We start from the raw sequence: 21631 nt of genomic DNA on the forward strand, positions 1-21631 counted from the left end.
ACGTAGGCAATGAGACTCAACAAGGCTAGAGGACAGCGCATTGTCCCTTCAACCGCATAACCCGGACCGTAACCGCGTCACCCGGACCGCCGGCACTCACCAAGTCGCCAGGCATCGCCGCCAGCGGACATCTCCCAGCGCGCGGTCTGGCTTGGACCAGGGCTTGGTGAGTGTTGGCGGTCCGCTGGATCAGGGCGCTTTGCGGAGCCAGTTCTCGACGCCGGCGATGTGGGCGGTCATCCAGGCGCGGGCGGCTTCGGCATCGCCGAGTTCGATGGCGTCGAGGATCGCGGTGTGTTCGGCGAGGGTTCGTTGGACCGCACCGGCTTGGGTGACGCCTCGCCAGATCCGGGCGCGCTGGGTGGCGCCGGAGATGCCGTCGAGGAGCGAGCAGACGATCGCGTTCCCGGTCGCCTCGGCAATGCCGCGGTGGAACCTCAGGTCGTTGGCGACGAGGTCGTCGACTTCCGGCTCCGAAGTGAGGTCGCTGGTGAGCAGGCGGAGGTCCGCCAACTGCTCCTTGGTGATGCGTCCGGCCGCGAGCGCGGCGACCCCGGGCTCGAGCAGCCGTCGTACCTCGAAGAACTGCAGGACCGAATCGTCCTGGTGCAGGTCGACCATGAAGCTCAGCGCGTCCAGCAGGTGCGCCGAGTCGAGGCTGGTCACGTAGGTGCCGTCGCCGTGCCGCACGTCCAGCACATTGACGAGCGTCAGCGCCTTCACTGCCTCTCGCAGTGAGTTCCGCGACAACCCCAGCCGAGCCGCTAGATCCGCCTCGTTCGGCAACCGGTCCCCCGGCCCCAATTCCCCCGAGGTGATCATCCCTTTGATCTTGACGATCGCCTCATCCGTCAGCGCCATTGAGTCAGTATGCCGCCGGCCGCCCGCGTAATCCCTCACCGGCGCCACCTGCGATCGCGGCAAGTCTGTGCGGCGCGCCGCCGGGTCCCTGTACTGCGGAGCCGGCGTGGGCCCAGTACGACGCGCCGCCAGGTCCCCCGTACTACGGAGCCCGGCGTGGGCCCGGCGTGGGCCCGGTACCGCGCGCCGCCAGGTCCCCGTACTGCGGAGCCGGCGCGGGGGGTCTTCGGACGGCGCGGCGGGGTCTTCGGGCGGCGCGGGGGGGGTCTTCGGGCGGCGTGGGGGTTCTTCTCGGGGCGGCGCGGGTTGATCTCGGGGCGGCGCGGGTTGATCTCGGGGCGGCGCGGGTTGATCTCGGGGCAGCGCGGGTTGATCATCGGGCTCATGACCGTCGGGTACTCCGGGAAGCCGCTGGCCACCAAGCTCGGGATCAAGCCGGAGCACTCGGTGGTGCTGGACAACGCGCCGACCGGGTTCGTGGTCGAGGGGCTTCCCGACGGGGTCACGCCGATCACCCGGCTCGGGCGGTCGGAGTACGACGTGATCCTGGCCTTCTGTCCGGACCGGGCGCGGCTGGCGAAGGTGCTGCCCGTGCTGTTGCCGAGAACCAGGACAGCCGGGATGATCTGGGTCGCGTGGCCGAAGCGGTCGTCCGGCGTACCGACCGACCTGGACGAGAACGGGGTCCGTGAGCTGGCGCTGCCGCTCGGCGTGGTGGATGTGAAGGTCTGTGCGATCGATGCCATCTGGTCGGGTCTGAAACTGGTTCGGCGTCTGGCCAATCGCTGAGAACTGGACTGAATCAGTGAGTGACCTTCACCACATCTTTGTCCACAGGTGAGCATGACCGGCCGCAAGCGCGCAGTTGCATACAGTGGCCAGCCACGCTCCCAGCAAGCGCCGAAATCCCCCGGACACATGGCCGGATCCCCACTCTGCAACGGGTCCGGCAGCCCATCCGAGGCCGGGCCAACGCGTCAGAAGCGAGCAACTCGGCAACATCGCTGAAACACAACGGGAGAAGGTGTTCCAGGCGTCGACCGATCAAGTCGTCGCGCCTCAACCACTCGATCGACTGGTCCGGTGATCCCGGGCTGCAGAAGTGTTGCGGCAGCTATTAGCCTTGGCTCCGGAAGCACCCCATAGCTTCCGTAGTCATAACAGTGGTATCTGACCCGATCGGAAGAGGCGAACTGCCAAGTGGCCACCGAGCCATCAGAGACGAATCCCCTTGCAGCCTTCGGAGCGAACGAATGGCTGGTCGACGAGATGTACGAGAAGTACCTCCAGGATCCGAAGTCGGTGGACCAGGCCTGGGGAAACTTCTTCAAGGGGTACAGCCCGGGTGATGCGAAGCCGGTGAACACCAGCCCGGCCGACGCTCCCCGTCCCGATGCAGTGTCAGACAACAAGACGCCCGAGGCGCCGAGCCGCGGTACTGCGCCCGCCGCGCCCGCTTCGAGCCAGCCGGCTGCCGCGGCAGCCGCCGCCGCGCCCGCGTCCGCAGTACAGACGCCTGCCGCGACCACGGCCTCGACCGCGAACGGCAAGCCGGCCGCTGCCCAGCCCGCACAGCTGGCCCAGAACAAGCAACCCACTCAACCCGCAGCAGACCCGCAGAAAGCCGCGCCCGCCGCGAGCGGCGCCCCGACCGGAGGCACGGTGAACCAGCCGCCCAGCGCCCAACCCAAGCCGGCTCCCGCGACCAGCACGGACGCGAAGCGAGTGATCCTGCGCGGCGCGCCCGCGCGGACGGCGCAGAACATGGAGACCAGCCTCCAGGTCCCCACCGCGACCAGCGTGCGGCAGGTGCCGGTCAAGCTGCTGATCGACAACCGCATCGTCGTCAACAACCACCTCAAGCGCGCCCGCGGCGGCAAGATCTCCTTCACCCACCTGGTCGGCTGGGCCCTGGTGAAGGCGCTCAAGACGCTGCCGGAGATGAACGCCTCGTACGACGAGACCGACGGCAAGCCGACCCTGGTCCAGCCGGAGCACATCAACCTCGGTCTGGCCATCGACATGCAGAAGCCGGACGGCACCCGGCAGCTGCTGGTTCCGTCGATCAAGGCGGCCGAGTCGATGACGTTCGCCGAGTTCTGGATGGCCTACGAGGACATCGTCCGGCGGGCCCGGGACAACAAGCTCGCGCTGCCCGACTTCCAGGGCACCACGATCAGCCTGACCAACCCCGGCACCATCGGCACCCAGCACTCGGTGCCGCGGCTCATGAGCGGCCAGGGCTGCATCATCGGCGTCGGCGCGATGGAGTACGCGCCGGAGTACCAGGGTGCGGCCGAGGAGACGATGGCCAAGCTCGCGGTCAGCAAGGTGATGACGCTGACCTCGACCTATGACCACCGGATCATCCAGGGCGCCCAGTCAGGTGAGTTCCTGCGCCGGCTGCACAAACTGCTGCTCGGCGAGGAGGGCTTCTACGACGAGATCTTCCAGTCGCTGCGAATCCCCTACGAGCCGATCCGCTGGGCCGCCGACCTCCCGCACAGCCACGAGGAGGACATCAGCAAGCAGGCCCGGATCCTCGAGCTGATCCACGCGTACCGGGTGCGCGGCCACATCATGGCCGACACCGACCCGCTGGAATACAAGCAGCGCAGCCACCCCGACCTCGACGTGGCCACCCACGGCCTGACCCTGTGGGACCTTGACCGCGAGTTCGCCACCGGCTCGTTCGGCGCCCAGGCCGACCGCAAGTTCATGAAGCTGCGCGAGATCCTCGGCATCCTGCGCGACTCGTACTGCCGCACGGTCGGCGTGGAGTACATGCACATCCAGGACCCGGAGCAGCGCAAGTGGCTGCAGGAGCGGATCGAGCGGCCGCACACCAAGCCGCCGCGCGAGGAGCAACTGCGGATCCTGGCCAAGCTGAACGAGGCCGAGGCCTTCGAGACCTTCCTGCAGACCAAGTACGTCGGCCAGAAGCGGTTCTCGCTCGAGGGCGCCGAGACCACCATCCCGCTGCTCGACGAGATCTGCGAGGAGGCCGCCGGCGCCGGGCTGGACGAGGTCACCATCGGGATGGCGCACCGCGGCCGGCTGAACGTGCTGGCCAACATCGTCGGCAAGTCGTACGGCCAGATCTTCCGCGAGTTCGACGGCAACATCGACCCGCGGACGGTCCAGGGCTCCGGTGACGTGAAGTACCACCTGGGCGCCGAGGGCGAGTTCGTCTCCGAGTTCGGCGACAAGATCAAGGTGTCCGTGGCGGCCAACCCGTCCCACCTGGAGACCGTCGACCCGGTCCTCGAGGGCATCGTCCGCGCCAAGCAGGACATCCTCGACCAGGGCGCCGCGTTCCCGGTGCTGCCGGTCCTGGTCCACGGTGACGCGGCCTTCGCCGGCCAGGGCGTGGTGGCGGAGACGCTGAACCTGTCCCAGCTGCGCGGCTACCGCACCGGCGGCACGGTCCACGTGATCGTGAACAACCAGGTCGGCTTCACCACCTCGCCGGCCTCGTCCCGCTCGTCGATGTACAGCACCGACGTCGCGCGGATGGTGCAGGCGCCGATCTTCCACGTGAACGGCGACGACCCCGAGGCCTGCATCCGGGTCGCGGACCTGGCCTTCGAGTATCGCCAGGCGTTCAACAAGGACGTCGTGATCGACCTGGTCTGCTACCGCCGTCGCGGTCACAACGAGGGCGACGACCCGAGCTTCACCCAGCCGCTGATGTACGACCTGATCGAGCAGAAGCGGTCCGTCCGCAAGCTCTACACCGAGGCCCTGATCGGCCGTGGCGACATCACGGTGGAAGAGGCCGAGCAGGCGATGCGGGACTTCCAGCAGCGGCTGGAGCGGGTGTTCACCGAGGTCCGCGAGGCCAAGAGCCAGCCGGACACGCCGGCGCCGTACGTGACCGTGCCGGTCTACCCGGACAAGCCCGAGGGTCCGGACGCCACCGCGACCAGCCCCGAAGTACTGAAGAAGATCGCCGACGCGTACACCAGCCTGCCGGAGGGCTTCACCGCCCACCCGAAGGTGCTGCCGCAGTTGCAGCGTCGCGCCGCCGCGATCACCCAGGGCCCGGTGGACTGGGCCAGCGCGGAGATCACCGCGTTCGGCTCGCTGCTGCTGGCCGGGCGCCCGGTCCGCCTTGCTGGTCAGGACAGCCGCCGCGGCACGTTCGTGCAGCGGTTCGCCGCGATCATCGACCGGGTCAACGGGCAGGACTACGTCCCGCTGCAGAACCTCGACGAGGGCCAGGCGAACTTCTACGTCTACGACTCGCTGCTCAGCGAGTACGCCGCACTCGGCTTCGAGTACGGGTACTCGGTGGCAAGGCCCGAGGCGCTGGTCCTCTGGGAGGCCCAGTTCGGCGACTTCGTCAACGGCGCCCAGTCGATCATCGACGAGTACATCTCGGCCGGTGAGGCGAAATGGGGTCAGAAGTCCGGCGTCGTGCTGCTGCTGCCGCACGGCTACGAGGGCCAGGGCCCGGACCACTCGTCCGCCCGGATCGAGCGGTTCATGGCACTGTGCGCGGAGAACGCGATGACGGTGGCCCAGCCGTCCACGCCAGCGTCGTACTTCCACCTGCTGCGGCGGCATACGCTGCAGGAGGAGCACAACCCGCTGATCGTCTTCACCCCGAAGCAGCTGCTCCGGTTGAAGGCAGCGGTGTCGCAGCCGGAGGAGCTCACCAGCGGCACCTTCCGGCCGGTCCTCAACGACCCGGAGGCCGAGCAGAACACGGCAGCCGTCGAGCGGATGATCCTGGCTTCCGGCCGGATCAGCTACGACCTGCTTGCCGAGCGCAAGAAGTCGGAGCCGGACAAGATCAGCACCGCCGTCCTGCGGATCGAGCAGCTCTACCCGCTGCCCGCCGAGGAGATCAAGGCCGAGCTGGCGAAGTACCCGAACCTGCAAGAGGTCCGCTGGGTGCAGGACGAGCCGGCGAACCAGGGCCCGTGGCCCTTCATGGCGCTGAACCTGACCGAGCACCTGGGCGGCCTGCCGTTCTACCGGGTGTCCCGGCCGGCCATGTCCGCCCCGTCGGTCGGCTCGCACGGCGTGCACGTCGCGGAGCAGGCCACGCTGATGAAGCAGGCGTTCAGCTGACGTGTACTTCACCGACCGAGGGATCGAGGAACTCGAGGGCCGGCGTGGCGAGGAAGTCGTCACGCTGGCCTGGGTCGCGGAGCGGCTGCGCGAGTTCGTCGACCTGAATCCCGAGTTCGAAACCCCGACAGAGCGGTTCGCCACCTGGCTGGCCCGCCTCGACGACGACGAGGAGGACTGACCGGCCGGACCCGTTGGCGCCAGCACCGCTGGCCCGGCCGTTGTCCTACCCTGAGCGAATGCCCTTCGCCGATCATCCCGTACGCCGGGTCGCGGCCGGCGAGAACGTCAGTCTGCGCTCACACTGGCCGCACACCATCCCCGCGGTGCGGCAGCTTCTTTCGGACGGGCTGGATCTCGAGGCCGGTGTCACCTTCCTGGTCGGCGAGAACGGCACCGGCAAGTCCACTCTCGTCGAGGCCATCGCGATCGCGTTCGGCATGTCGCCCGAAGGTGGTTCCACCGGCGCCCGGCTGAGCACCCGTTCGTCGGAGTCGTCGTTGTCGGCGGACATCCACCTGACGCGTGGCGCCGGCGCCGCGCGCTGGGGGTTCTTCCTCCGCGCCGAGACGATGCATGGGTACTATACGTACCTCGAGCAGAACCCGAGTTCCTACCGGGAGGATCCCCGGTTCCACGAGCTGAGCCACGGCGAGGGATTTCTGGAGGTGTTGCGGAGCCGGTTCGACAGTCCCGGGCTCTATTGCCTGGACGAGCCCGAGTCGGCCCTGTCGTTCTCCTCGAGCCTGGCGCTGGTCGGCGTACTGAGCGAGCTCACGGGCGCCGGCTCGCAGGTCTTGTGCGCGACCCACTCCCCTATCGTCTGTTCCTTGCCCGGCGCAACCATCCTGGAGATCGGCGACTGGGGCATCCGCCGGACGACCTGGGCCGAGCTCGAGCTCGTGCGGAACTGGCGCGCCTACCTGGATGCGCCGGACCGGTACCTGCGGCACATCCTCTAGCCCGGCAGAGCGCAGTACCGGCTAATACGACAGCCGTAGTTCGTGATGATGCCTTTCGGCAGGGGGCCGCGGAGGGCTGGGTGGGTGCGGCCCTGACCAAGAGTGGGGACCTGGGACAGGTAGTCGGGGCCTTGAACACGTTATTTCGTGTCCGCGGTCCCTGCTTGGTGTTCAAGGTCGCCGCTTCGGGACCGCTGCGCAGTCCGGGCCTGTCCCCGCAACATCACAAACTCCGGCTGTAGCGCGCTAGTCGGCCTCTGGTGCCGGCTCGTCCGCGCGGGGTGGGCGGCGGCGTAGCGGCGGATCGGGGGCCAGGGAGCCGTCGGGGGCGATGTGCTCGAAGATCTGGTCGACCATGTTGAGCACGTGCGGGTCGTCGACGGTGTAGATGTGGCGGCGGCCGTCGCGGCGGGCTGTGATGATGCCCGCCAGCCGCAGCTTGCCGAGGTGCTGGCTGGCGGTCGCGATGCTGACCCCGACGCGCTCGGCCAGCGTGCCGACGTCGTACTCGCCCTGGGCTGCCAGCGAGACGAGGTGGAGCCGTACAGGCGCCGAGAGCATCGCGAACGTACCGGCGGCGGAATCGAGCTGCGCCTTGGTCGGTTCAGGAGGTGACGTGGTCATGGCTGAGTCATTGTCACCTCTGCAGAGCCCCGGCGCAGTACGGCAGGCCGGTGGTGAGCACGGTCTCATACTTTCGCAATTGCGAAAGTATCGAAATGGTGGCAGGCTTGACGTCGTGATCAGAGCTCTTCGCCCCGTGCTCCTCTGCCTCCTCGCGGCAGTTCCGGCGGTCGTTCTGCGCCTCTCCGGCGTGCATCCGTCGCCTCCCTTGGCCATCGTTGTCTTCGGCCTCGGGGTGGTCGCCGCGTCGTTCGTGCTCGCTTGGGCGGCCGAGGCGGCCGAGGTCGACATCTCCGGCGGTCTGGCGATCGCGCTGCTGGCGGTCATCGCCGTACTGCCGGAGTACGCGGTGGACCTCTATTTCGCGCACACCGCAGGCAGCAACCCGGAGTACGTGCCGTATGCCGCAGCCAATATGACCGGGTCCAACCGGCTGTTGCTCGGCCTCGGCTGGTCCAGCGTCGCACTGATCAGCCTGTACGTCGCGAGCCGGCGCAGCGGGCGGACAGTCAAGGCACTAGTGCTCGATTCCGGCTACAAGCGTGAACTGGGCTTCCTGGCAGTCGCCAGCGTGGTTGCGTTCATCATCCCGGTTACAGGGCAGATCCACTTGGTGCTTGGCATCGCCCTGCTGGCCTTCTTCGCGTACTACCTCTGGCGGGCAGCCGCGTCGGGGCACGACGAGGAGCCGGACCTCATCGGGCCCGCTGCACTGATCGGCGGTCTCCCGACCGTGCAGCGTCGCACTGCTGTGATCTCGATGTTCCTAGTGGCGGCTGCGGTGATCCTGCTCGCGGCCGAGCCGTTCGCGAACTCACTAGTCGAAGGCGGCAAGGCACTGGGGATCGACCAGTTCCTGCTGGTGCAGTGGCTGGCTCCGCTGGCTTCGGAGGCGCCGGAATTCATCGTGGCGATCCTGTTCGCCTGGCGCGGCAAGGGCGCTGCGGCACTCGGCCTGCTCATCTCCGCCAAGGTGAACCAGTGGACGCTGCTGATCGGCAGCCTCCCGATCGCCTATGGCATCGGCGGCGGCCCCGCATCCCTCGCGCTGGACGGCCGCCAGGTCGAGGAGTTCCTCCTCACTGCTACCCAGACCGTGATGGCGCTCGCCGTCCTGCTGACGCTGCGCTTCCCCCGCTGGGCGGCGTGGACCTTGCTGGGCCTGTTCGCCGTACAGTTCGCGATTCCCGGCCAGACCGGCCGCTACATCCTGAGCGGCATCTACCTCGCCCTGGCGATCGCCGCCTTGATCCGCAACCGCCGCGAGGTGCTCCCCATCATCACGGCCCCGTTCCGGCGTACCGCGAAGGACGAGGAGCGCTCGGACGAACTCGTGGGCGTCTAAGACCTCCAACGAAAAAGGAAGCTGCGGATGGTCGAAACCATCCGCAGCTTCCTTTTGTCCTCAGCTGGCCTGCTGCTCCTCGACGCCAACCGCCGGACGACGGCGCTCGGCGGGTCCCGGACGTCCGCGACGACGTCCGTACAGGAACTTCTCACCAGCCGCGGTCCCGGTGAACTTGGTCCGGCGGGCCCACTCGCGGCACTCCTCGAGGACCGGGCAGGCCGTCAGGCACACAGCCTGGGCCTTGCGCTGTTCCCACTGGCTCGCGGTCTCGTCGTACGCCGGCGCCTGGCCGACGCACGCGGCCTTCATCATCCAGCGGTCGGCGGGGTCGGCGATCACCGTCAAGGTCGGCCTCATGGGCACTCCTGCTCCCTCTTCGATCGGGCGGATCGAGTCCACGGGGGTTTCCCGCGGTAGGAACAGACTGCTCCAGGCTCGTTGCCCGGGTGCGACGACAATGTTTCAGCCATGAAACGTCCCGCCCGGGAGCTGTCACATCAGTGCCGCTGGCACCGCTGGCACCCGGAAAGCCCGTGATTTCTCAGTATTCTCACCGCGCCGTTCTCACCGGGCCGGACGAATCTCACCCGGCCGGACGAACCATCCGGATCTCCGGTACGCCGAAGAACGGCTCGTCCACCCGTACTCCGTCCTCGGCGAAACCGTGCCGCCGGTAGAACGCCCGCGCCCGCTGGTTCCCCTCCAGCACCCACAGGCTGGCCGCCTCCTTGCCAATGGCAACATCCAGCAGCCGGTTGGCCAGCCCGCTCCCCCACCACCCTTGCCGGGCGTAGATCGCGTACAGCTCCAGGGGCGTCGGCGCATCCTCGTCCCTGGCGGGGCCAGGCGCGGAGAACCCGATCACGCGGTCCTCGACGGGCGCGGCAGGGTCGGGGCTGAGCGCGATCCACCTCACCAGGCCGGCCTCGATGGCTCCGGCCCACTTCTCCGTACGCCTTTCCACGTCGCCGGTCTTCTCCGCGAGCCTCGCGGGCTCCAGCAACCCGGCGTACGCCTCCCGCCAGCAGAGCAGGTGACACCAGGCGCCCGCCTCGGCGTCCACGACCTCCGCGCGGCGGATCTGGAGTTCCATCAGACGGTGAAGACGATCTTGCCGAACACATCGCCCTCGTTCATCTTGGCGAACCCCTTCCGCGCGTCCGCCAACGGCAACGTGGTGTCGATGTGTGGCGAGATCCCCGCGTTCGCCATGAACCGGACCAGCTCGGCCAACTCGGTGCGGGTCCCCATGGTCGAGCCCTGGATCCTGAGTTGCAGGAAGAAGATCCGGTTCAACTCGGCCGATTTCGGCGCCTGACCACTGGTCGCGCCGGAGATCACCAGCGTGCCGCCCTGCTTGAGCGACTTGAGCGAGTGCGACCAGGTCGCCTGCCCGACGGTCTCCATCACCGCGTCGACCCGCTCGGGCAACCGCGCGCCGGACTCGAATGACTCATGTGCGCCGATCTCCAAGGCCTTGGCGCGCTTGGCCTCGTCCCGACTGGTCGCCCAAACGCGGATCCCGGCCGCACGAGCCAGCGTGATCAGCGAGCTCGCCACCCCGCCGCCGGCGCCCTGCACCAGCACGGTGTCGCCCGGCTTCAGCCCCGACTGGGTGAAGAGCATGCGGTACGCCGTCAACCAGGCGGTCGGCAGGCACGCGGCCTGCTCGAAACTCAGCCCGGCCGGCTTCGGTACGACGTTGTGCGCGGGAACGACGACCTTCTCCGCCAGCGTGCCCTGATACCGCTCGCTCAACAGCGACCGCTTCGGATCAAGCGTCTCGTCGCCCTTCCAGGAAGGATCCGAGATCACCGCATGCACGACGACCTCATTGCCGTCGGGGTCGATCCCGGCGGCATCGCACCCCAGGATCATCGGCAGGTTCTGCTCGGCCAGCCCGACACCCTTGAGGGACCACAGATCGTGGTGGTTCAACGCGGACGCCTTGACGTCGATGGTCACCCACCCATCCGGCGCCACCGGCTCAGGTCGCTCCCCGACCTCTAACGCCGAGATCGGATCTTCCGGACTGAACCTGGCGGCATAAGCAGCAAGCATGCCGCCACCCTAGGCCCGCACCCCCGCGCCGTCAGTTACCGACATCACCGCCCACAGACCACCGCCGCGCCCCCAGCCCGCCGGTCACGCCGTTGGTCTCAGACGCGTGGCGAGAAGGTCGAGGCGCCGCGTCCGCTCCCGGGCGCGGCGTACACCCCCGGGACCGCGGCAGACATAGCGGGCTCGGACACCAAACGGGGACCCCGGACACGAGATGCCGGGTCACTCCATCCCCGTTCCAGCGCGACAGGGTTACCCACTGATCGAGACAGGGTTACCCACTGATGTTGTGGGTTGCCCCATCAGAATCTGGAGGGGCAACCCACACTTTCAGGGGGCAACCCCCAACGAGCGAGTCCAACCGCGAGCGCCGCCGACCGGCGCGGACCAGCCGGCGCTGGGCAGCCGCCGCCGGCCCCACTAGACCTGCAGGCGCAGGACGGCCGGCGCAGGACCAGCCGGGGCCGGGCAAGGTGTCGGCGTACCTGGGCTAAGGGCGGGCTACGCCGTCCTCGCGGGCGGCCTTCGACACTGCGTCGGCCACGGCGGGGGCGACCCGGGGGTCGAAGGGGGAGGGGATGACGTAGTCGGCGCGGAGGTCCTGGTCGGAGATGAGGGCGGCCAGGGCTTCGGCGGCGGCTAGTTTCATGCCTTCGGTGATTCGGGAGGCGTTGACGTCCAGGGCGCCTCGGAAGATGCCGGGGAACGCCAGGACGTTGTTGATCTGGTTGGGGAAGTCGGAGCGGCCCGTCGCCACCACCGCGGCGTACCGGTGGGCGATGTCGGGGTGGACCTCGGGGTTCGGGTTCGCGAGCGCGAAGATCATTGCCCCGGGCGCCATTCGGGCGATCGCATCTTCCGGGACGGTGCCGCCGGAGACGCCGAGGAAGACGTCCGCGCCGTCGAGGGCATCCACCAGGCGGCCGGAGAGCCCGCCTGTGTTGGTGTCCTGGGCGAGTGACAGCTTCACCGGGTTCAAGTCTGCGCGATCTTCCGACAGCACACCCTTGCTGTCCACAACGGCCAGGTCGCCGACCCCCGCCTGCAACAGGATCCGGGCGCACGCCACACCGGCGGCACCCGCACCCGAGATGACGACCCGGATGTCAGAGATCGACTTGCCGGTCAGCCGCAGGGCGTTCCGTAGAGCCGCCAGTACGACGACCGCCGTACCGTGCTGGTCGTCGTGGAAGACCGGGATGTCCAGGCGTTCCTTCAGCCGGCGCTCGATCTCGAAGCAGCGGGGTGCGGAGATGTCCTCCAGGTTGATGCCGCCGAAGGTCGGGGCGAGCCGGGCGACGGTCTCGACGAACTCGTCCACGTCGGTGCAGTCCAGCGCGATCGGTACGGAGTCGACGCCGCCGAACTCCTTGAACAGCAGGGCCTTGCCCTCCATCACCGGCAGCGACGCGGCCGGGCCGATGTCACCGAGGCCCAGTACTGCGGTCCCGTCCGTCACGACGGCGACCACATTGGACTTCCAGGTGTACTTGCGGACCAGCGACGGGTTCTCCGCGATCGCGGTGCAGACCCGGGCGACTCCCGGGGTGTAGGCCATCGACAACTCGTCGGCGTTGGTGACCTGGACGGACGACGTGACCTCGATCTTGCCGCCCCGGTGCAGCTCGAACACCGGGTCGCCGGCGTACGGATCGGTCAGGGGATCGGTCGACGGTTCGGACGGGAACGGTTCGGCAGCCATGGTGACCCTTCATCAGCCCAGCAGGAGCGGGCAAGCGTTTTACCGGCAGAGGGGGGCTTGGGCGGTTCGTTCGGGTGCGTCGAGCACCGCCGTTGCCACTCGGGGGTCACCCGTGGCTACGAGTAAACCACAGGGTGCACTGGTCTCTTCTGTGAGGACCCCCACAGCCAGTGGAAGGCGGTTACCAGGCGGGAAGACGGTGACGATCGAGTCTCGGCTCCGGGGAGCAGCCGACAGGCAGGTGGGTGCTGTGTCAGGATGCGGGGCATCCGGCTCGGTAGTCCGGACCGGTGTTCCAGAACAAGTGTCGAGGAGTTTTCGCGATGAACATCGTCTCCACCCTCCGTCAGAGCCGACTGTCGGTCGCCGCCGCTTCGGTGGCCGTCCTCGCGCTCGCGCTTTCCGCCTGCGGCAGCGACAACTCGGCCAGCGGTGGAAGCGGCGACAAAGCCCAAGCCGCCGGGATCACGCTGGTGAAGCCGGGCAAGCTGACTGTCTGTACACACCTGCCCTACAAGCCGTTCCAGTACAAGGACGGCACCAAGGTGGTCGGCTTCGACGTCGACCTGCTCGACCTGGTCGCCAAGGACCTCGGCCTCGAACAGGACGTGGTCAACATCGAGTGGGCCCAGGTCACCTCGGGCGCGGCCTTCCAGGCGAAGAAGTGCGACATGGGCATGGGCGCGATGACGATCACCCCGGAGCGTCAGGCCGCGATCAGCATCACCGCGCCGTACATGGACGCCACCCAGGTGCTGATGGCCAAGAAGGACTCCGGGATCACGTCGCTGGCGGACCTGCGCGGCAAGAAGGTCGGCGCCCAGGCCGACACCACCGGCAAGAAGTACGCCGACGAGCAGAGCAAGCAGAACGGCTTCGAGGTCATCCCCTTCAACGACCTGGCGCTGCAGGAGAACAACGTCAAGTCCGGCCGGGTCGCCGCCGCCATCAACGACAACGGCGTGCTGTACGACTTCGTCAAGGCGAACCCGGACATGGCTGTGGTCGCCGAGTTCAACACCGGTGAGCAGTACGGCTTCGGTGCGCTGAAGACCGGTAGCGGTCCGAAGCTGGTGGAGAAGTTCAACACCCTGCTGGCCGCGGCCAAGACCGACGGCAAGTACAACGAGATCTACAAGAAGTGGTTCGGGGTTGAGCCGAAGAAGTGAGCGCATCCATCGACACCGTTGAGCGGAAGGGGCTGAGTCCGCGACAGCGGTCTCAGCGCTCACGCCTGATCCAGTACGCGATCCTGATCGTTCTGGTCCTGATCGCGGCCTTCACCGCGAACTGGCACCAGATCACCAGCGTCTTCTTCGAGCCGAAGTTCATCAAGTCCGCCTTCCAGGACGGTCTGCTGTCCGCTCTGGTCAAAACGCTGGAGTACACGGCGGGGGCGTTCGTGATCGGCTTGCTCGGCGGCACCGTGCTGGCGCTGATGCGGTTGTCGAGCGTCGGTCCGTACCGCTGGATCTCGACCGCCTACATCGAGTTCTTCCGCGGCCTGCCGGCGATCGTGGTCTTCATCGCGTTCAGCCTGCTGCCGTTGGCGTTCCCGGGTATGACGATCCCGTTCGACCCGTACGGCGTGGTGTGGCTGGCGCTCGGCATCGTGGCCGCGGCCTACATGGCCGAGGTGATCCGGGCCGGCATCCAGGCGGTCCCCCGGGGACAGGTCGAGGCGGCTCGTTCGCTCGGCATGCCGGTGGGACTGGCGACCCGCAGGATCGTGCTGCCGCAGGCGTTCCGGATCGTGCTGCCGCCCTTGACGAACGACCTCATCCTGCTGGTGAAGGACTCCTCGCTGGTGTTCATCATCGGCGTCAGCGCGCAGGGGTACGAACTCACCGGCTTCGGGCGGGACCTCGCCAACACGGACGCGAACCTGACCCCACTGGTCACCGCGGGCTTCTGCTACCTGCTGATCACCCTGCCGCTGGGCATCCTGGTCCGCCGGCTCGAGGCCAAGGCTGCGAGGGCGCACTGATGGCACTGGTGGAGATCAAGAACCTGAACAAGTCGTTCGGCAGCAACCACGTCCTGCGCGGCATCGACTTCACCGTCGAGCAGGGCGAGGTCGTCTGTGTGATCGGCCCGTCCGGCTCGGGCAAGTCGACCCTGCTGCGTTGCGTCAACCTGCTCGAGGTGCCGCAGGAGGGCCAGGTCTTCGTCCGCGGCGATGAGATCACCGACCCGAACTGTCATCTGGACGCCGCCAGGGCGTCGATCGGCATGGTGTTCCAGCAGTTCAACCTGTTCCCGCACCTGTCCGTGCTGGAGAACTGCACTGTCGCTCAGACCACGGTGCTGAAGCGCAGACCGGCCGAGGCAGACAGGGTCGCCCGGGCCAACCTGGACCGGGTCGGCCTGAACGACAAGGTGCGCGCCTATCCGATGCAGCTGTCCGGTGGTCAGCAACAGCGGGTCGCGATCGCCCGGGCGCTGTCGATGGACCCCGCGCTGATGCTGTTCGACGAGCCCACCTCGGCGCTCGACCCCGAACTCGTCGGCGATGTCCTGACGGTGATGCGCAAGCTCGCCCTCGAGGGCATGACGATGCTCGTGGTCACCCATGAGATGGCCTTCGCCCGCGAGGTCGCGGACCGGGTCGTGTTCATGGACGGCGGATTGATCGTGGAGCAGGGGCCGCCGGCCGAGGTGATCGGCAACCCGCAGCATGAACGCACCAAGACGTTCCTGCGCCGGGTACTGGATCCGACCCACGTGGAACCGACCTAGGAATCACCGCGGCGAGGCCGGTTCCGCAGTACGGGACCGGCCCTGTCTGCCGTCCGTACGTCCGAAAGAGCGTGGGGCCTGCCCCACGGTCGTTCGGACGTAGCGGCTGGTTGGGAGACGCGGAGGCTACGGTCGGTGTGCGGACAACGCGCGCACAGTGGAAGATGTACGCGGTGGGCGGTCCGCCCGGAGGTCCACCCACCAGGGAGGCAAGGCAACGTGAGCAGCATCGGACGAAGCGCAGAGGTCCGCCTCAGCATTCCGGCGGACAGCGCCTACATCGCCGTACCGCGGTCCGTGGTCGGCAACCTCGCCGCCCGCAACGACTTCACCGTGGACCTGATCGACGATCTGCGGATCGCCGTCGACGAGGCGTGCTCACTGCTGCTCCCCCAGGCCGTCGACGGCGTGCTGGACCTGGTGTACCGGATCGATCCGCCGCTGCTGACGGTCAGTACGTCGGCTGTCGTGCCGAACGGGTGGATGCCGGACACGAGTTCGTTCGGGTGGACCGTACTGACCGCGCTGGTGGAGTCTGCCGCGGCCGAGATCCTCGACGGGCGGCTGACCATCACGGTGACGGCGTCCGCCACCGCGTCGGAGAAGGCGTGACCGACGAACGATCCCTGGTCGAGCCCCAGGAACCAACAGACCTGCGTACCCGGACGGCCGAACTCTTCCGGGCGATGGCGTCCGCGGCGCCCGGCGATCCGGAGCACATCCTGGCCCGGGACGGCCTGGTCGCGCTGCACATGCCGCTGGTCGAGCACCTCGCCCGCCGCTTCCGGAACCGCGGCGAGCCGTACGACGACCTGGTCCAGGTCGCCACGATCGGCCTGATCAAGGCGGTCGACCGGTTCGACTCGGACCGCGGGGTGGAGTTCTCGACCTACGCGACGCCGACCATCCTCGGCGAGATCAAGCGGTACTTCCGCGACAAGGGCTGGGCCATCCGGGTGCCGCGCCGGCTTCAGGAACTGCGGCTGTCCCTGACTGCCGCGACGGCCGAGCTCACCCAGGAGCTGGGCCGGGCCCCGACCGTCGCCGAGCTGTCCGACCGCCTCGGCCTCTCCCCCGACCTCGTCATCGAGGGGCTGGAGTCCGCGAACGCCTACAACACCCTCTCGCTGGACGCCCCCGACCAGAACGAGGCCGACGCCACCACCGTGCTCGACGGCCTCGGCGGCGAGGACGAGGCGCTGGAGAGCGTGGAATATCGCGAGTCGCTCAAACCGCTGCTGGCCCAGCTGGAGACCCGCGAGAAGCGCATCCTGACGCTGCGGTTCTTCCGCGGCATGACGCAGTCCCAGATCGCCGAGGAGATCGGCATCTCCCAGATGCACGTCTCCCGCCTGCTCGCCCGCACCCTCACCGAACTCCGCGCCGGTCTGCTCAAGGAATGAGCTAGAGAACCGGATGGTCCTTGGTCGGGTCGTCGGCCAGGGCCTCCATCGACACCTTCTGGAACAGAGCCACCAGTACTGCGATCGCGGCCAGCCCGAGTACTACGGACACGGCCCGGGTGGAACCACCCCAGAAGCTCCACGCGACTCCCAGCTGGATGAGCTGGCCGAACACGGCGGGCCCGCGGCTCCAGGTGGAGGCCCGGTAGAGCCCACGAGCCACCAGCACCAGCGCCGCGCCGTACAGGAGCAGGAAGCCGGCGGTGGTCAGGCCGAGGGTCAGTCGGCCCCGGTCAATCGTTATAGCTTCGCCAATTCCGAGAACAGCGACCACAAGGCCTTCCGCAGCGACCACAGCCGCAGCTAGCTTGAGCGGGCGCGGAGCGGTGGACGGCGTGGAATCGGTCGGCACAACCGCAAGCCTAGTGGTGTGCACTGGGCTCCTCGTTGGTAGTCCCTGTTGCGCTGGTGGCCCCTTCAGCAGAGCAGGGAGTGCCGTTCGGGTTGACCGGGGCGACAGCCCCGGCGCTCGGCCGGGTGCGGGAAACCTCGCCCCACAGGGTTGAAGGTTTCGCGTAACCCCGGGGCCGTTGGATCGGTTACTTGCAGTGAACGGGTGATCGCAACAAGACTTGCTCGTCCGTTATCCGGACGTGGTAAACCGCTGTGCACCGGTTCGTAGTGTTAAGGAAGCGTTGTGATCCGATCGACAAGTCCAGAACCCTTGTTTCACCCAGCCTGGATTGGGAACATGGTCTCGTTCGTGAAAACGTTCACAACGCTGCGCACGAACCCCCCGTGCGAGTACAGGCGCGCTGATTGGGCACTGACACCATCAGCGTAGACAACTACTGAGAGAGATGGGATCCGCCATGGATTGGCGCCACCGGGCCGTTTGCCTCGATGAGGACCCGGAACTGTTCTTCCCCATCGGTAACACCGGGCCCGCGATCATGCAGATCGAGGAGGCCAAGCAGGTGTGCCGTCGCTGCGACGTGCGTGAACAGTGCCTCGCCTGGGCACTGGAAGCCGGCCAGGACCACGGTGTCTGGGGTGGGCTGAGTGAGGACGAGCGACGCGCTCTGAAGCGCCGCAACGCCCGCGCTCGCATCCGCACCGCCTGAGCTGCTTCACGACGCCGGCCCCGCGGGATCCGCGGGGCCCTTCGATTTTCACTGCTGGGTTTCGCGTTGCGTCCGAAGAGCTGTGGGGCAGACCCCACAGCTGTTCGGACGTAACGACCTAGTACTCCTTCACCGGGAAGTCGAGGACGACTGTCGTGCCCGGGCCGTCGCGACGTGGGTGGAACTCGAGCACGCCGTCGAGTTCGCCGATCACCAGCGTGCGCACGATCGACAGGCCCAGATTGCCTGACGTCTCCGAGTCGAAATCCACCGGAAGTCCCTTGCCGTCATCGGTGACGACCACCCGCAACCGCCCGACCGACCGTTGCGCGTCCAGCGCGATCAACCCGGCGGCGTCCTCGCCCGCCCTGGTGCCGAACGCATGCTCCACGGAGTTCTGCATCAGCTCGGTCAGCACCATCGCCAGCGGCGTCGCCACCTCGGAGTCCAGTACGCCGAAGCTGCCGGTGCGGCGGATCTCCACCTGGGTCGCGACCGTCGACACGTCCGCGACCATCGCGGCCACCCGGTCCGCGACGTCGTCGAAGTCCACGTGCTCGTCGAAGGACTCGGACAGGGTCTCGTGCACGATGGCGATCGAACCCACCCGGCGGACGGCCTCGGCCAACGCCGCCTGGGCTTCCGGGACTGTGATCCGTCTTCCCTGCATCCGCAGTAACGCGGCGACGGTCTGCAAGTTGTTCTTGACGCGATGATGAATCTCCCGGATGGTCGCCTCCTTGGTGACCAGCTCCCGCTCCCGGCTCCGCAGCTCCGTCACGTCGCGGAGCAGGATCAGCGCGCCGACATGCTCGCCGTCGGCCCGCAGCGGAATCGCCCGCAGGAACAAGGTCGCCTCGGCGTTCTCGATCTCGAACTCCTTGGCCGCCCGGCCGGTCAGCACGGACGCGAGCACGTCGTCGACCTTCCTGCCGCTGTTGATCAGCTCCGCCGTGATGTCCTTCAGCCGGCTGCCGACCAGATCGGTGACCAGCCCCATCCGCCGGTACGCGGACAACGCGTTCGGGCTGGCAAACGTGACCATGCCGTGCCGGTCGACCCGGATACACCCGTCCCCCACTCGTGGTGTGGTGGACAGCAGCCGCTCCCCGCCGTACGGGAAGACGCCATCGGTGATCATCCGGGCCAGGTCGGTCGCGCTCTGCAGGTAGGCGATCTCCAGCCGGGACGGGGTCCGCACGCCCAGCAGGTTGGTGTTCCGGGCGATCACCGCGATCACGCGGGAGCCCCGTCGTACCGGGATCGTCTCGACCCGGACCGGGACGTCGTCACGCCACTCGGGATCGCCCTCGCGGCAGATCCGGCCGCCGTCGTACGCCTGGTCCAGCAGCGGCCGGCGGTCGCGCGGGATGAAGCTGCCGACGATGTCGTCCAGGTACGCCGTGGGCCCGGTGGTCGGGCGCATCTGCGCGCCGGCCCAGAAGCCGAGGCCCTCGGTGTCCGGCAGCCAGAGCACCAGGTCGGCGAAGGACAGGTCGGCCAGCATCTGCCAGTCGGACACCAGCAGTTGCAACCGGTCCAGGTCCTCCTGGTCCAGCGTCGTGTGGTTGCGGGCCACGTCGGTCAGAGACGGCACGAGGCCGAGCCTAGTGGCAGGACGAAGCAAGCTCTGGCGCGAGGCTCCGGGCCCGGGTTGCGTCGGCGGCTGCCGGGGCTGGACACCAGGCTGGAAATCGGGCTGGAAACCGGGCTCGACAGATGGCCCGGATGGGTGTTGATTGATCAGGTCCAAGTGAAAGGATGCTCGGGTGGAGTCGACGTACTGGCAGGACGTGATGGCCGCGGACTACGCGGTACCCCGCGACCGTGCGCTGACCGACCTCACCGAGGAGCTCGTCCGCGGGCTTGCCAGCACCAACCCGCAGATCCGGGACGCGCTGGCCTACCCGACGCTCGCCACCTGGCTGGAACGCGGGATCTACGACGACCTGCTGCCCGGTTTCGGTGACGGTCTCTGCGCCGGCCTCGCCTATGGGCTCGGAGAGGACGGCACCGACACCGTCTTCCGGCGCTCGTTCACCGCGCTGACGCTGGCGGAGGTGATCCACCGCGACAACGCCGAGTTCCTGGTGCACGACGAGGTGGTGATGCGCTGGGGCGACCGGCTGGCCACCTGGCTGTTGCGCGAACGCGACCTGCGCGGCTATGTCGCGGACTGCGGCTGGGCACATGCCGTCGCCCACGGCGCGGACGCGATCGGCGCGCTGGCTCGCTCCCGCCACTGCGACGCCGGTGTACTGCGTGCCCTGCTCGACGTGCTCGCCGATCGGATCGTGAAGGACACGCAGTACCGCTGGGTGCATGAGGAGCACGACCGGGTCGCGCACGCGGTGATGACGATCCTGCACCGGAACATGCTGACCAGCGACGAGCTCGAGCGCTGGCTGAAGCCGATCGCGGCGACCGCGGCACAGCAGCCGCTGATGCACGAGACCTTGCCGGAGTGGCCGACACCGTCTGTGTTCAATGCCCGCGGCGTCTTGCACGTGCTGCTGAGCCAACTGGCGATCGGGGTGAAGGGCTTCCCGATCCCGGGCGACGACGAGCTGTTCGGCCGCCCGATCGAGGCGCGTGCCGACCTGCTGCTGATGCTGACCGAGGCTGTCCGGTCGTCCCAGCCCTACATCTACCGCCCGGCCGCTAACCAGACTTAGGCACTGCCACCGCCGCGACTACGGCGAGGTGGTCGCTTCCGACGATCTTGTACGCCCTGAACTTGCTCGGCAGGATCCCCTTGCTGACCACGACATGGTCGATCTGGGTCCGGGCCAGGCGGGGGCGATCCGACGGCCAGGTGCCCTGCAGGCCCTCCCCCACGGCCGGAGCCACACTGCGGCAGTTCGAGCCGAGGGCATCACGGAAGTCGGCGTGGTCGCTGGTCGCGTTGAAGTCGCCGGCCACGATCGTCGGCCGGTCCTCGGCACACCACGACTTCAGCACCTGCAGGTCCCGCTTCCAGGTGATCACCGCCGAAGGCATCGGCGGGTAGCCGTGGTACACGATCAGGCGGAGCTTCCCCAGCGTGCCGCCGGTGACGATGATGTGGCCGAACTGCGTGGTGGTCTGCACGAGCGGGCCGGTCGTCTCGGCACCGGGATCGCCGGGCTTGGAGGCCGGTTGCCCTGCGTTGACCTTGCTCGAGTCGAGGGTCTCCGAGGCGAACTGGACCGCCCCCAATGACGACGAGACCAGCACACTGGTCGCGCTCTGCACCGCCGCGTTCGCTTGCAGGGTGTAACCGTTGTAGCCGAGGCCCTTCAGTTGTGCCTGGAGCTGCTGTCGTACCTTCACCTGGGCCTCAGGCAACGAGACCAGATCCGGCCGGCGTTCGCGGATCACCTTCGCCACCGACGCGGGATCCGCGCCACCACCCAGCACGTTCGCCACCATGATCGTCAGCTCCCTGGTCCCTGCCGGAGGCGGGCCCGGATCGGACAGCGCCCGCGGAGCGGTCAACCCCATTCCGGTCAAGGCCAGAAGGGCTACCAGCGCCGCGGCGATCCGCCAGCCGCTGCGAAACAGCATCAGCAGACCTAGCACCAGTACTGCGACCAGGGCCTGAGGACGGAACGCGACCAACTGGGTGAACGGGGTGACCTCGTCCAGCCCGTACAGCTCGGGATACAGCGGCAGAGCAACAACCAGGACGAACAACACCGACAGGGCGACCCGCCGTACCCTCCATGCTGCTTCCGTCTCCATGGCCC

General features: G+C 67.9%; 21 protein-coding genes. 12 read left to right on the forward strand and 9 right to left on the reverse strand.

What is annotated here, in order from left to right; translation table 11 throughout:
• Nucleotides 1–189: 189 nt before the first annotated feature.
• Nucleotides 190–861, reverse strand: a complete 672-nt coding sequence (locus ABD210_RS27685) for a FadR/GntR family transcriptional regulator (RefSeq protein ID WP_344115298.1) — start codon at nucleotides 859–861, stop codon at nucleotides 190–192.
• Nucleotides 862–1245: 384 nt separating this feature from the next.
• Here ABD210_RS27685 and ABD210_RS27690 point away from each other — a divergent pair, with 384 nt between their 5' ends.
• The 4 genes from ABD210_RS27690 to ABD210_RS27705 all read left to right on the forward strand — a co-directional run bounded on the left by ABD210_RS27690 (nucleotide 1246) and on the right by ABD210_RS27705 (nucleotide 6902).
• A complete protein-coding gene (locus ABD210_RS27690) occupies nucleotides 1246–1650 on the forward strand; it encodes a DUF3052 domain-containing protein (RefSeq protein ID WP_344115299.1) in 405 nt (134 codons plus the stop codon).
• A gap of 411 nt (nucleotides 1651–2061) precedes the next feature.
• Entirely contained in the window at nucleotides 2062–5940 is a 3879-nt protein-coding gene (locus ABD210_RS27695; RefSeq protein WP_344115300.1) for a multifunctional oxoglutarate decarboxylase/oxoglutarate dehydrogenase thiamine pyrophosphate-binding subunit/dihydrolipoyllysine-residue succinyltransferase subunit, read from the forward strand.
• A gap of 1 nt (nucleotide 5941) precedes the next feature.
• Nucleotides 5942–6121: a DUF6104 family protein gene (locus ABD210_RS27700; protein ID WP_344115302.1), complete on the forward strand. Its 180-nt coding sequence runs from the start codon at nucleotides 5942–5944 to the stop codon at nucleotides 6119–6121.
• Nucleotides 6122–6179: 58 nt separating this feature from the next.
• Complete coding sequence (locus ABD210_RS27705) at nucleotides 6180–6902, forward strand: AAA family ATPase (protein ID WP_344115303.1); 723 nt, start codon at nucleotides 6180–6182, stop codon at nucleotides 6900–6902.
• A 246-nt stretch (nucleotides 6903–7148) separates the two neighbouring features.
• Here ABD210_RS27705 and ABD210_RS27710 read toward each other — a convergent pair whose 3' ends face one another.
• Entirely contained in the window at nucleotides 7149–7526 is a 378-nt protein-coding gene (locus ABD210_RS27710; protein ID WP_344115305.1) for an ArsR/SmtB family transcription factor, read from the reverse strand.
• Between the two features lie 115 nt (nucleotides 7527–7641).
• Here ABD210_RS27710 and ABD210_RS27715 point away from each other — a divergent pair, with 115 nt between their 5' ends.
• Nucleotides 7642–8871 carry a sodium:proton exchanger gene (locus tag ABD210_RS27715; RefSeq protein WP_344115307.1) on the forward strand — a complete coding sequence of 410 codons (1230 nt, stop codon included), beginning with the start codon at nucleotides 7642–7644 and terminating at the stop codon, nucleotides 8869–8871.
• 60 nt (nucleotides 8872–8931) lie between these two features.
• Here ABD210_RS27715 and ABD210_RS27720 read toward each other — a convergent pair whose 3' ends face one another.
• The 4 genes from ABD210_RS27720 to ABD210_RS27735 form a co-directional block, all read right to left on the reverse strand.
• The gene (locus ABD210_RS27720) at nucleotides 8932–9231 is read right to left on the reverse strand and encodes a WhiB family transcriptional regulator (protein ID WP_344115308.1); all 300 of its coding nucleotides are present in this window, start codon (nucleotides 9229–9231) and stop codon (nucleotides 8932–8934) included.
• Between the two features lie 226 nt (nucleotides 9232–9457).
• Nucleotides 9458–9967 (reverse strand): GNAT family N-acetyltransferase, encoded by a 510-nt coding sequence (locus tag ABD210_RS27725; RefSeq protein WP_344115310.1) that lies wholly within the window; start codon nucleotides 9965–9967, stop codon nucleotides 9458–9460.
• Complete coding sequence (locus ABD210_RS27730) at nucleotides 9967–10935, reverse strand: zinc-binding dehydrogenase (RefSeq protein ID WP_344115311.1); 969 nt, start codon at nucleotides 10933–10935, stop codon at nucleotides 9967–9969. Before ABD210_RS27730 ends, ABD210_RS27725 begins: the two co-directional genes overlap by 1 nt.
• Before the next feature lie 490 nt (nucleotides 10936–11425).
• Nucleotides 11426–12637 carry an NAD(P)-dependent malic enzyme gene (locus ABD210_RS27735; RefSeq protein WP_344115313.1) on the reverse strand — a complete coding sequence of 404 codons (1212 nt, stop codon included), beginning with the start codon at nucleotides 12635–12637 and terminating at the stop codon, nucleotides 11426–11428.
• A 323-nt stretch (nucleotides 12638–12960) separates the two neighbouring features.
• Between ABD210_RS27735 and ABD210_RS27740 the strand changes: the two genes are divergently transcribed.
• The 5 genes from ABD210_RS27740 (at nucleotide 12961) to ABD210_RS27760 (ending at nucleotide 16779) form a co-directional block, all read left to right on the forward strand.
• Entirely contained in the window at nucleotides 12961–13806 is an 846-nt protein-coding gene (locus ABD210_RS27740) for an ABC transporter substrate-binding protein (protein ID WP_344115314.1), read from the forward strand.
• A complete protein-coding gene (locus tag ABD210_RS27745) occupies nucleotides 13803–14624 on the forward strand; it encodes an amino acid ABC transporter permease (RefSeq protein WP_344115315.1) in 822 nt (273 codons plus the stop codon). Before ABD210_RS27740 ends, ABD210_RS27745 begins: the two co-directional genes overlap by 4 nt.
• Complete coding sequence (locus tag ABD210_RS27750) at nucleotides 14624–15376, forward strand: amino acid ABC transporter ATP-binding protein (RefSeq protein WP_344115317.1); 753 nt, start codon at nucleotides 14624–14626, stop codon at nucleotides 15374–15376. The genes ABD210_RS27745 and ABD210_RS27750 overlap by 1 nt, the downstream gene beginning before the upstream one ends.
• 219 nt (nucleotides 15377–15595) lie before the next feature.
• Nucleotides 15596–15988, forward strand: a complete 393-nt coding sequence (locus ABD210_RS27755; RefSeq protein WP_344115319.1) for an ATP-binding protein — start codon at nucleotides 15596–15598, stop codon at nucleotides 15986–15988.
• Complete coding sequence (locus tag ABD210_RS27760) at nucleotides 15985–16779, forward strand: RNA polymerase sigma factor SigF (RefSeq protein WP_344115320.1); 795 nt, start codon at nucleotides 15985–15987, stop codon at nucleotides 16777–16779. The genes ABD210_RS27755 and ABD210_RS27760 overlap by 4 nt, the downstream gene beginning before the upstream one ends.
• Before the next feature lies 1 nt (nucleotide 16780).
• On the opposite strand, the gene ABD210_RS27765 is transcribed toward ABD210_RS27760, so the two are convergent.
• The gene (locus ABD210_RS27765; protein ID WP_344115322.1) at nucleotides 16781–17191 is read right to left on the reverse strand and encodes a hypothetical protein; all 411 of its coding nucleotides are present in this window, start codon (nucleotides 17189–17191) and stop codon (nucleotides 16781–16783) included.
• Nucleotides 17192–17651: 460 nt separating this feature from the next.
• Between ABD210_RS27765 and ABD210_RS27770 the strand changes: the two genes are divergently transcribed.
• Entirely contained in the window at nucleotides 17652–17903 is a 252-nt protein-coding gene (locus ABD210_RS27770; protein WP_012922773.1) for a WhiB family transcriptional regulator, read from the forward strand.
• A gap of 118 nt (nucleotides 17904–18021) precedes the next feature.
• Here ABD210_RS27770 and ABD210_RS27775 read toward each other — a convergent pair whose 3' ends face one another.
• Nucleotides 18022–19500 (reverse strand): sensor histidine kinase, encoded by a 1479-nt coding sequence (locus ABD210_RS27775; RefSeq protein ID WP_344115327.1) that lies wholly within the window; start codon nucleotides 19498–19500, stop codon nucleotides 18022–18024.
• A gap of 172 nt (nucleotides 19501–19672) precedes the next feature.
• Between ABD210_RS27775 and ABD210_RS27780 the strand changes: the two genes are divergently transcribed.
• Complete coding sequence (locus ABD210_RS27780) at nucleotides 19673–20578, forward strand: DUF2785 domain-containing protein (protein WP_344115328.1); 906 nt, start codon at nucleotides 19673–19675, stop codon at nucleotides 20576–20578.
• Here ABD210_RS27780 and ABD210_RS27785 read toward each other — a convergent pair.
• A complete protein-coding gene (locus tag ABD210_RS27785) occupies nucleotides 20565–21626 on the reverse strand; it encodes an endonuclease/exonuclease/phosphatase family protein (RefSeq protein ID WP_344115329.1) in 1062 nt (353 codons plus the stop codon). The two genes, ABD210_RS27780 and ABD210_RS27785, sit on opposite strands and share 14 nt — an antisense overlap.
• Between the last annotated feature and the right edge of the window lie 5 nt (nucleotides 21627–21631).

The organism is Kribbella alba, from assembly GCF_039529635.1.
Taxonomy (GTDB): domain Bacteria; phylum Actinomycetota; class Actinomycetes; order Propionibacteriales; family Kribbellaceae; genus Kribbella; species Kribbella alba.

Coding starts and splice junctions, on each gene's coding strand:
- ABD210_RS27785 (WP_344115329.1), bottom strand. CDS start 21,626: ATGGAGACGGAAGCAGCATGGAGGGTACGGCGGGTCGCCCTGTCGGTG.
- ABD210_RS27735 (WP_344115313.1), bottom strand. CDS start 12,637: ATGGCTGCCGAACCGTTCCCGTCCGAACCGTCGACCGATCCCCTGACC.
- ABD210_RS27770 (WP_012922773.1), top strand. CDS start 17,652: ATGGATTGGCGCCACCGGGCCGTTTGCCTCGATGAGGACCCGGAACTG.
- ABD210_RS27710 (WP_344115305.1), bottom strand. CDS start 7,526: ATGACCACGTCACCTCCTGAACCGACCAAGGCGCAGCTCGATTCCGCC.
- ABD210_RS27750 (WP_344115317.1), top strand. CDS start 14,624: ATGGCACTGGTGGAGATCAAGAACCTGAACAAGTCGTTCGGCAGCAAC.
- ABD210_RS27690 (WP_344115299.1), top strand. CDS start 1,246: ATGACCGTCGGGTACTCCGGGAAGCCGCTGGCCACCAAGCTCGGGATC.
- ABD210_RS27730 (WP_344115311.1), bottom strand. CDS start 10,935: ATGCTTGCTGCTTATGCCGCCAGGTTCAGTCCGGAAGATCCGATCTCG.
- ABD210_RS27725 (WP_344115310.1), bottom strand. CDS start 9,967: ATGGAACTCCAGATCCGCCGCGCGGAGGTCGTGGACGCCGAGGCGGGC.
- ABD210_RS27685 (WP_344115298.1), bottom strand. CDS start 861: ATGGCGCTGACGGATGAGGCGATCGTCAAGATCAAAGGGATGATCACC.
- ABD210_RS27705 (WP_344115303.1), top strand. CDS start 6,180: ATGCCCTTCGCCGATCATCCCGTACGCCGGGTCGCGGCCGGCGAGAAC.
- ABD210_RS27740 (WP_344115314.1), top strand. CDS start 12,961: ATGAACATCGTCTCCACCCTCCGTCAGAGCCGACTGTCGGTCGCCGCC.
- ABD210_RS27720 (WP_344115308.1), bottom strand. CDS start 9,231: ATGAGGCCGACCTTGACGGTGATCGCCGACCCCGCCGACCGCTGGATG.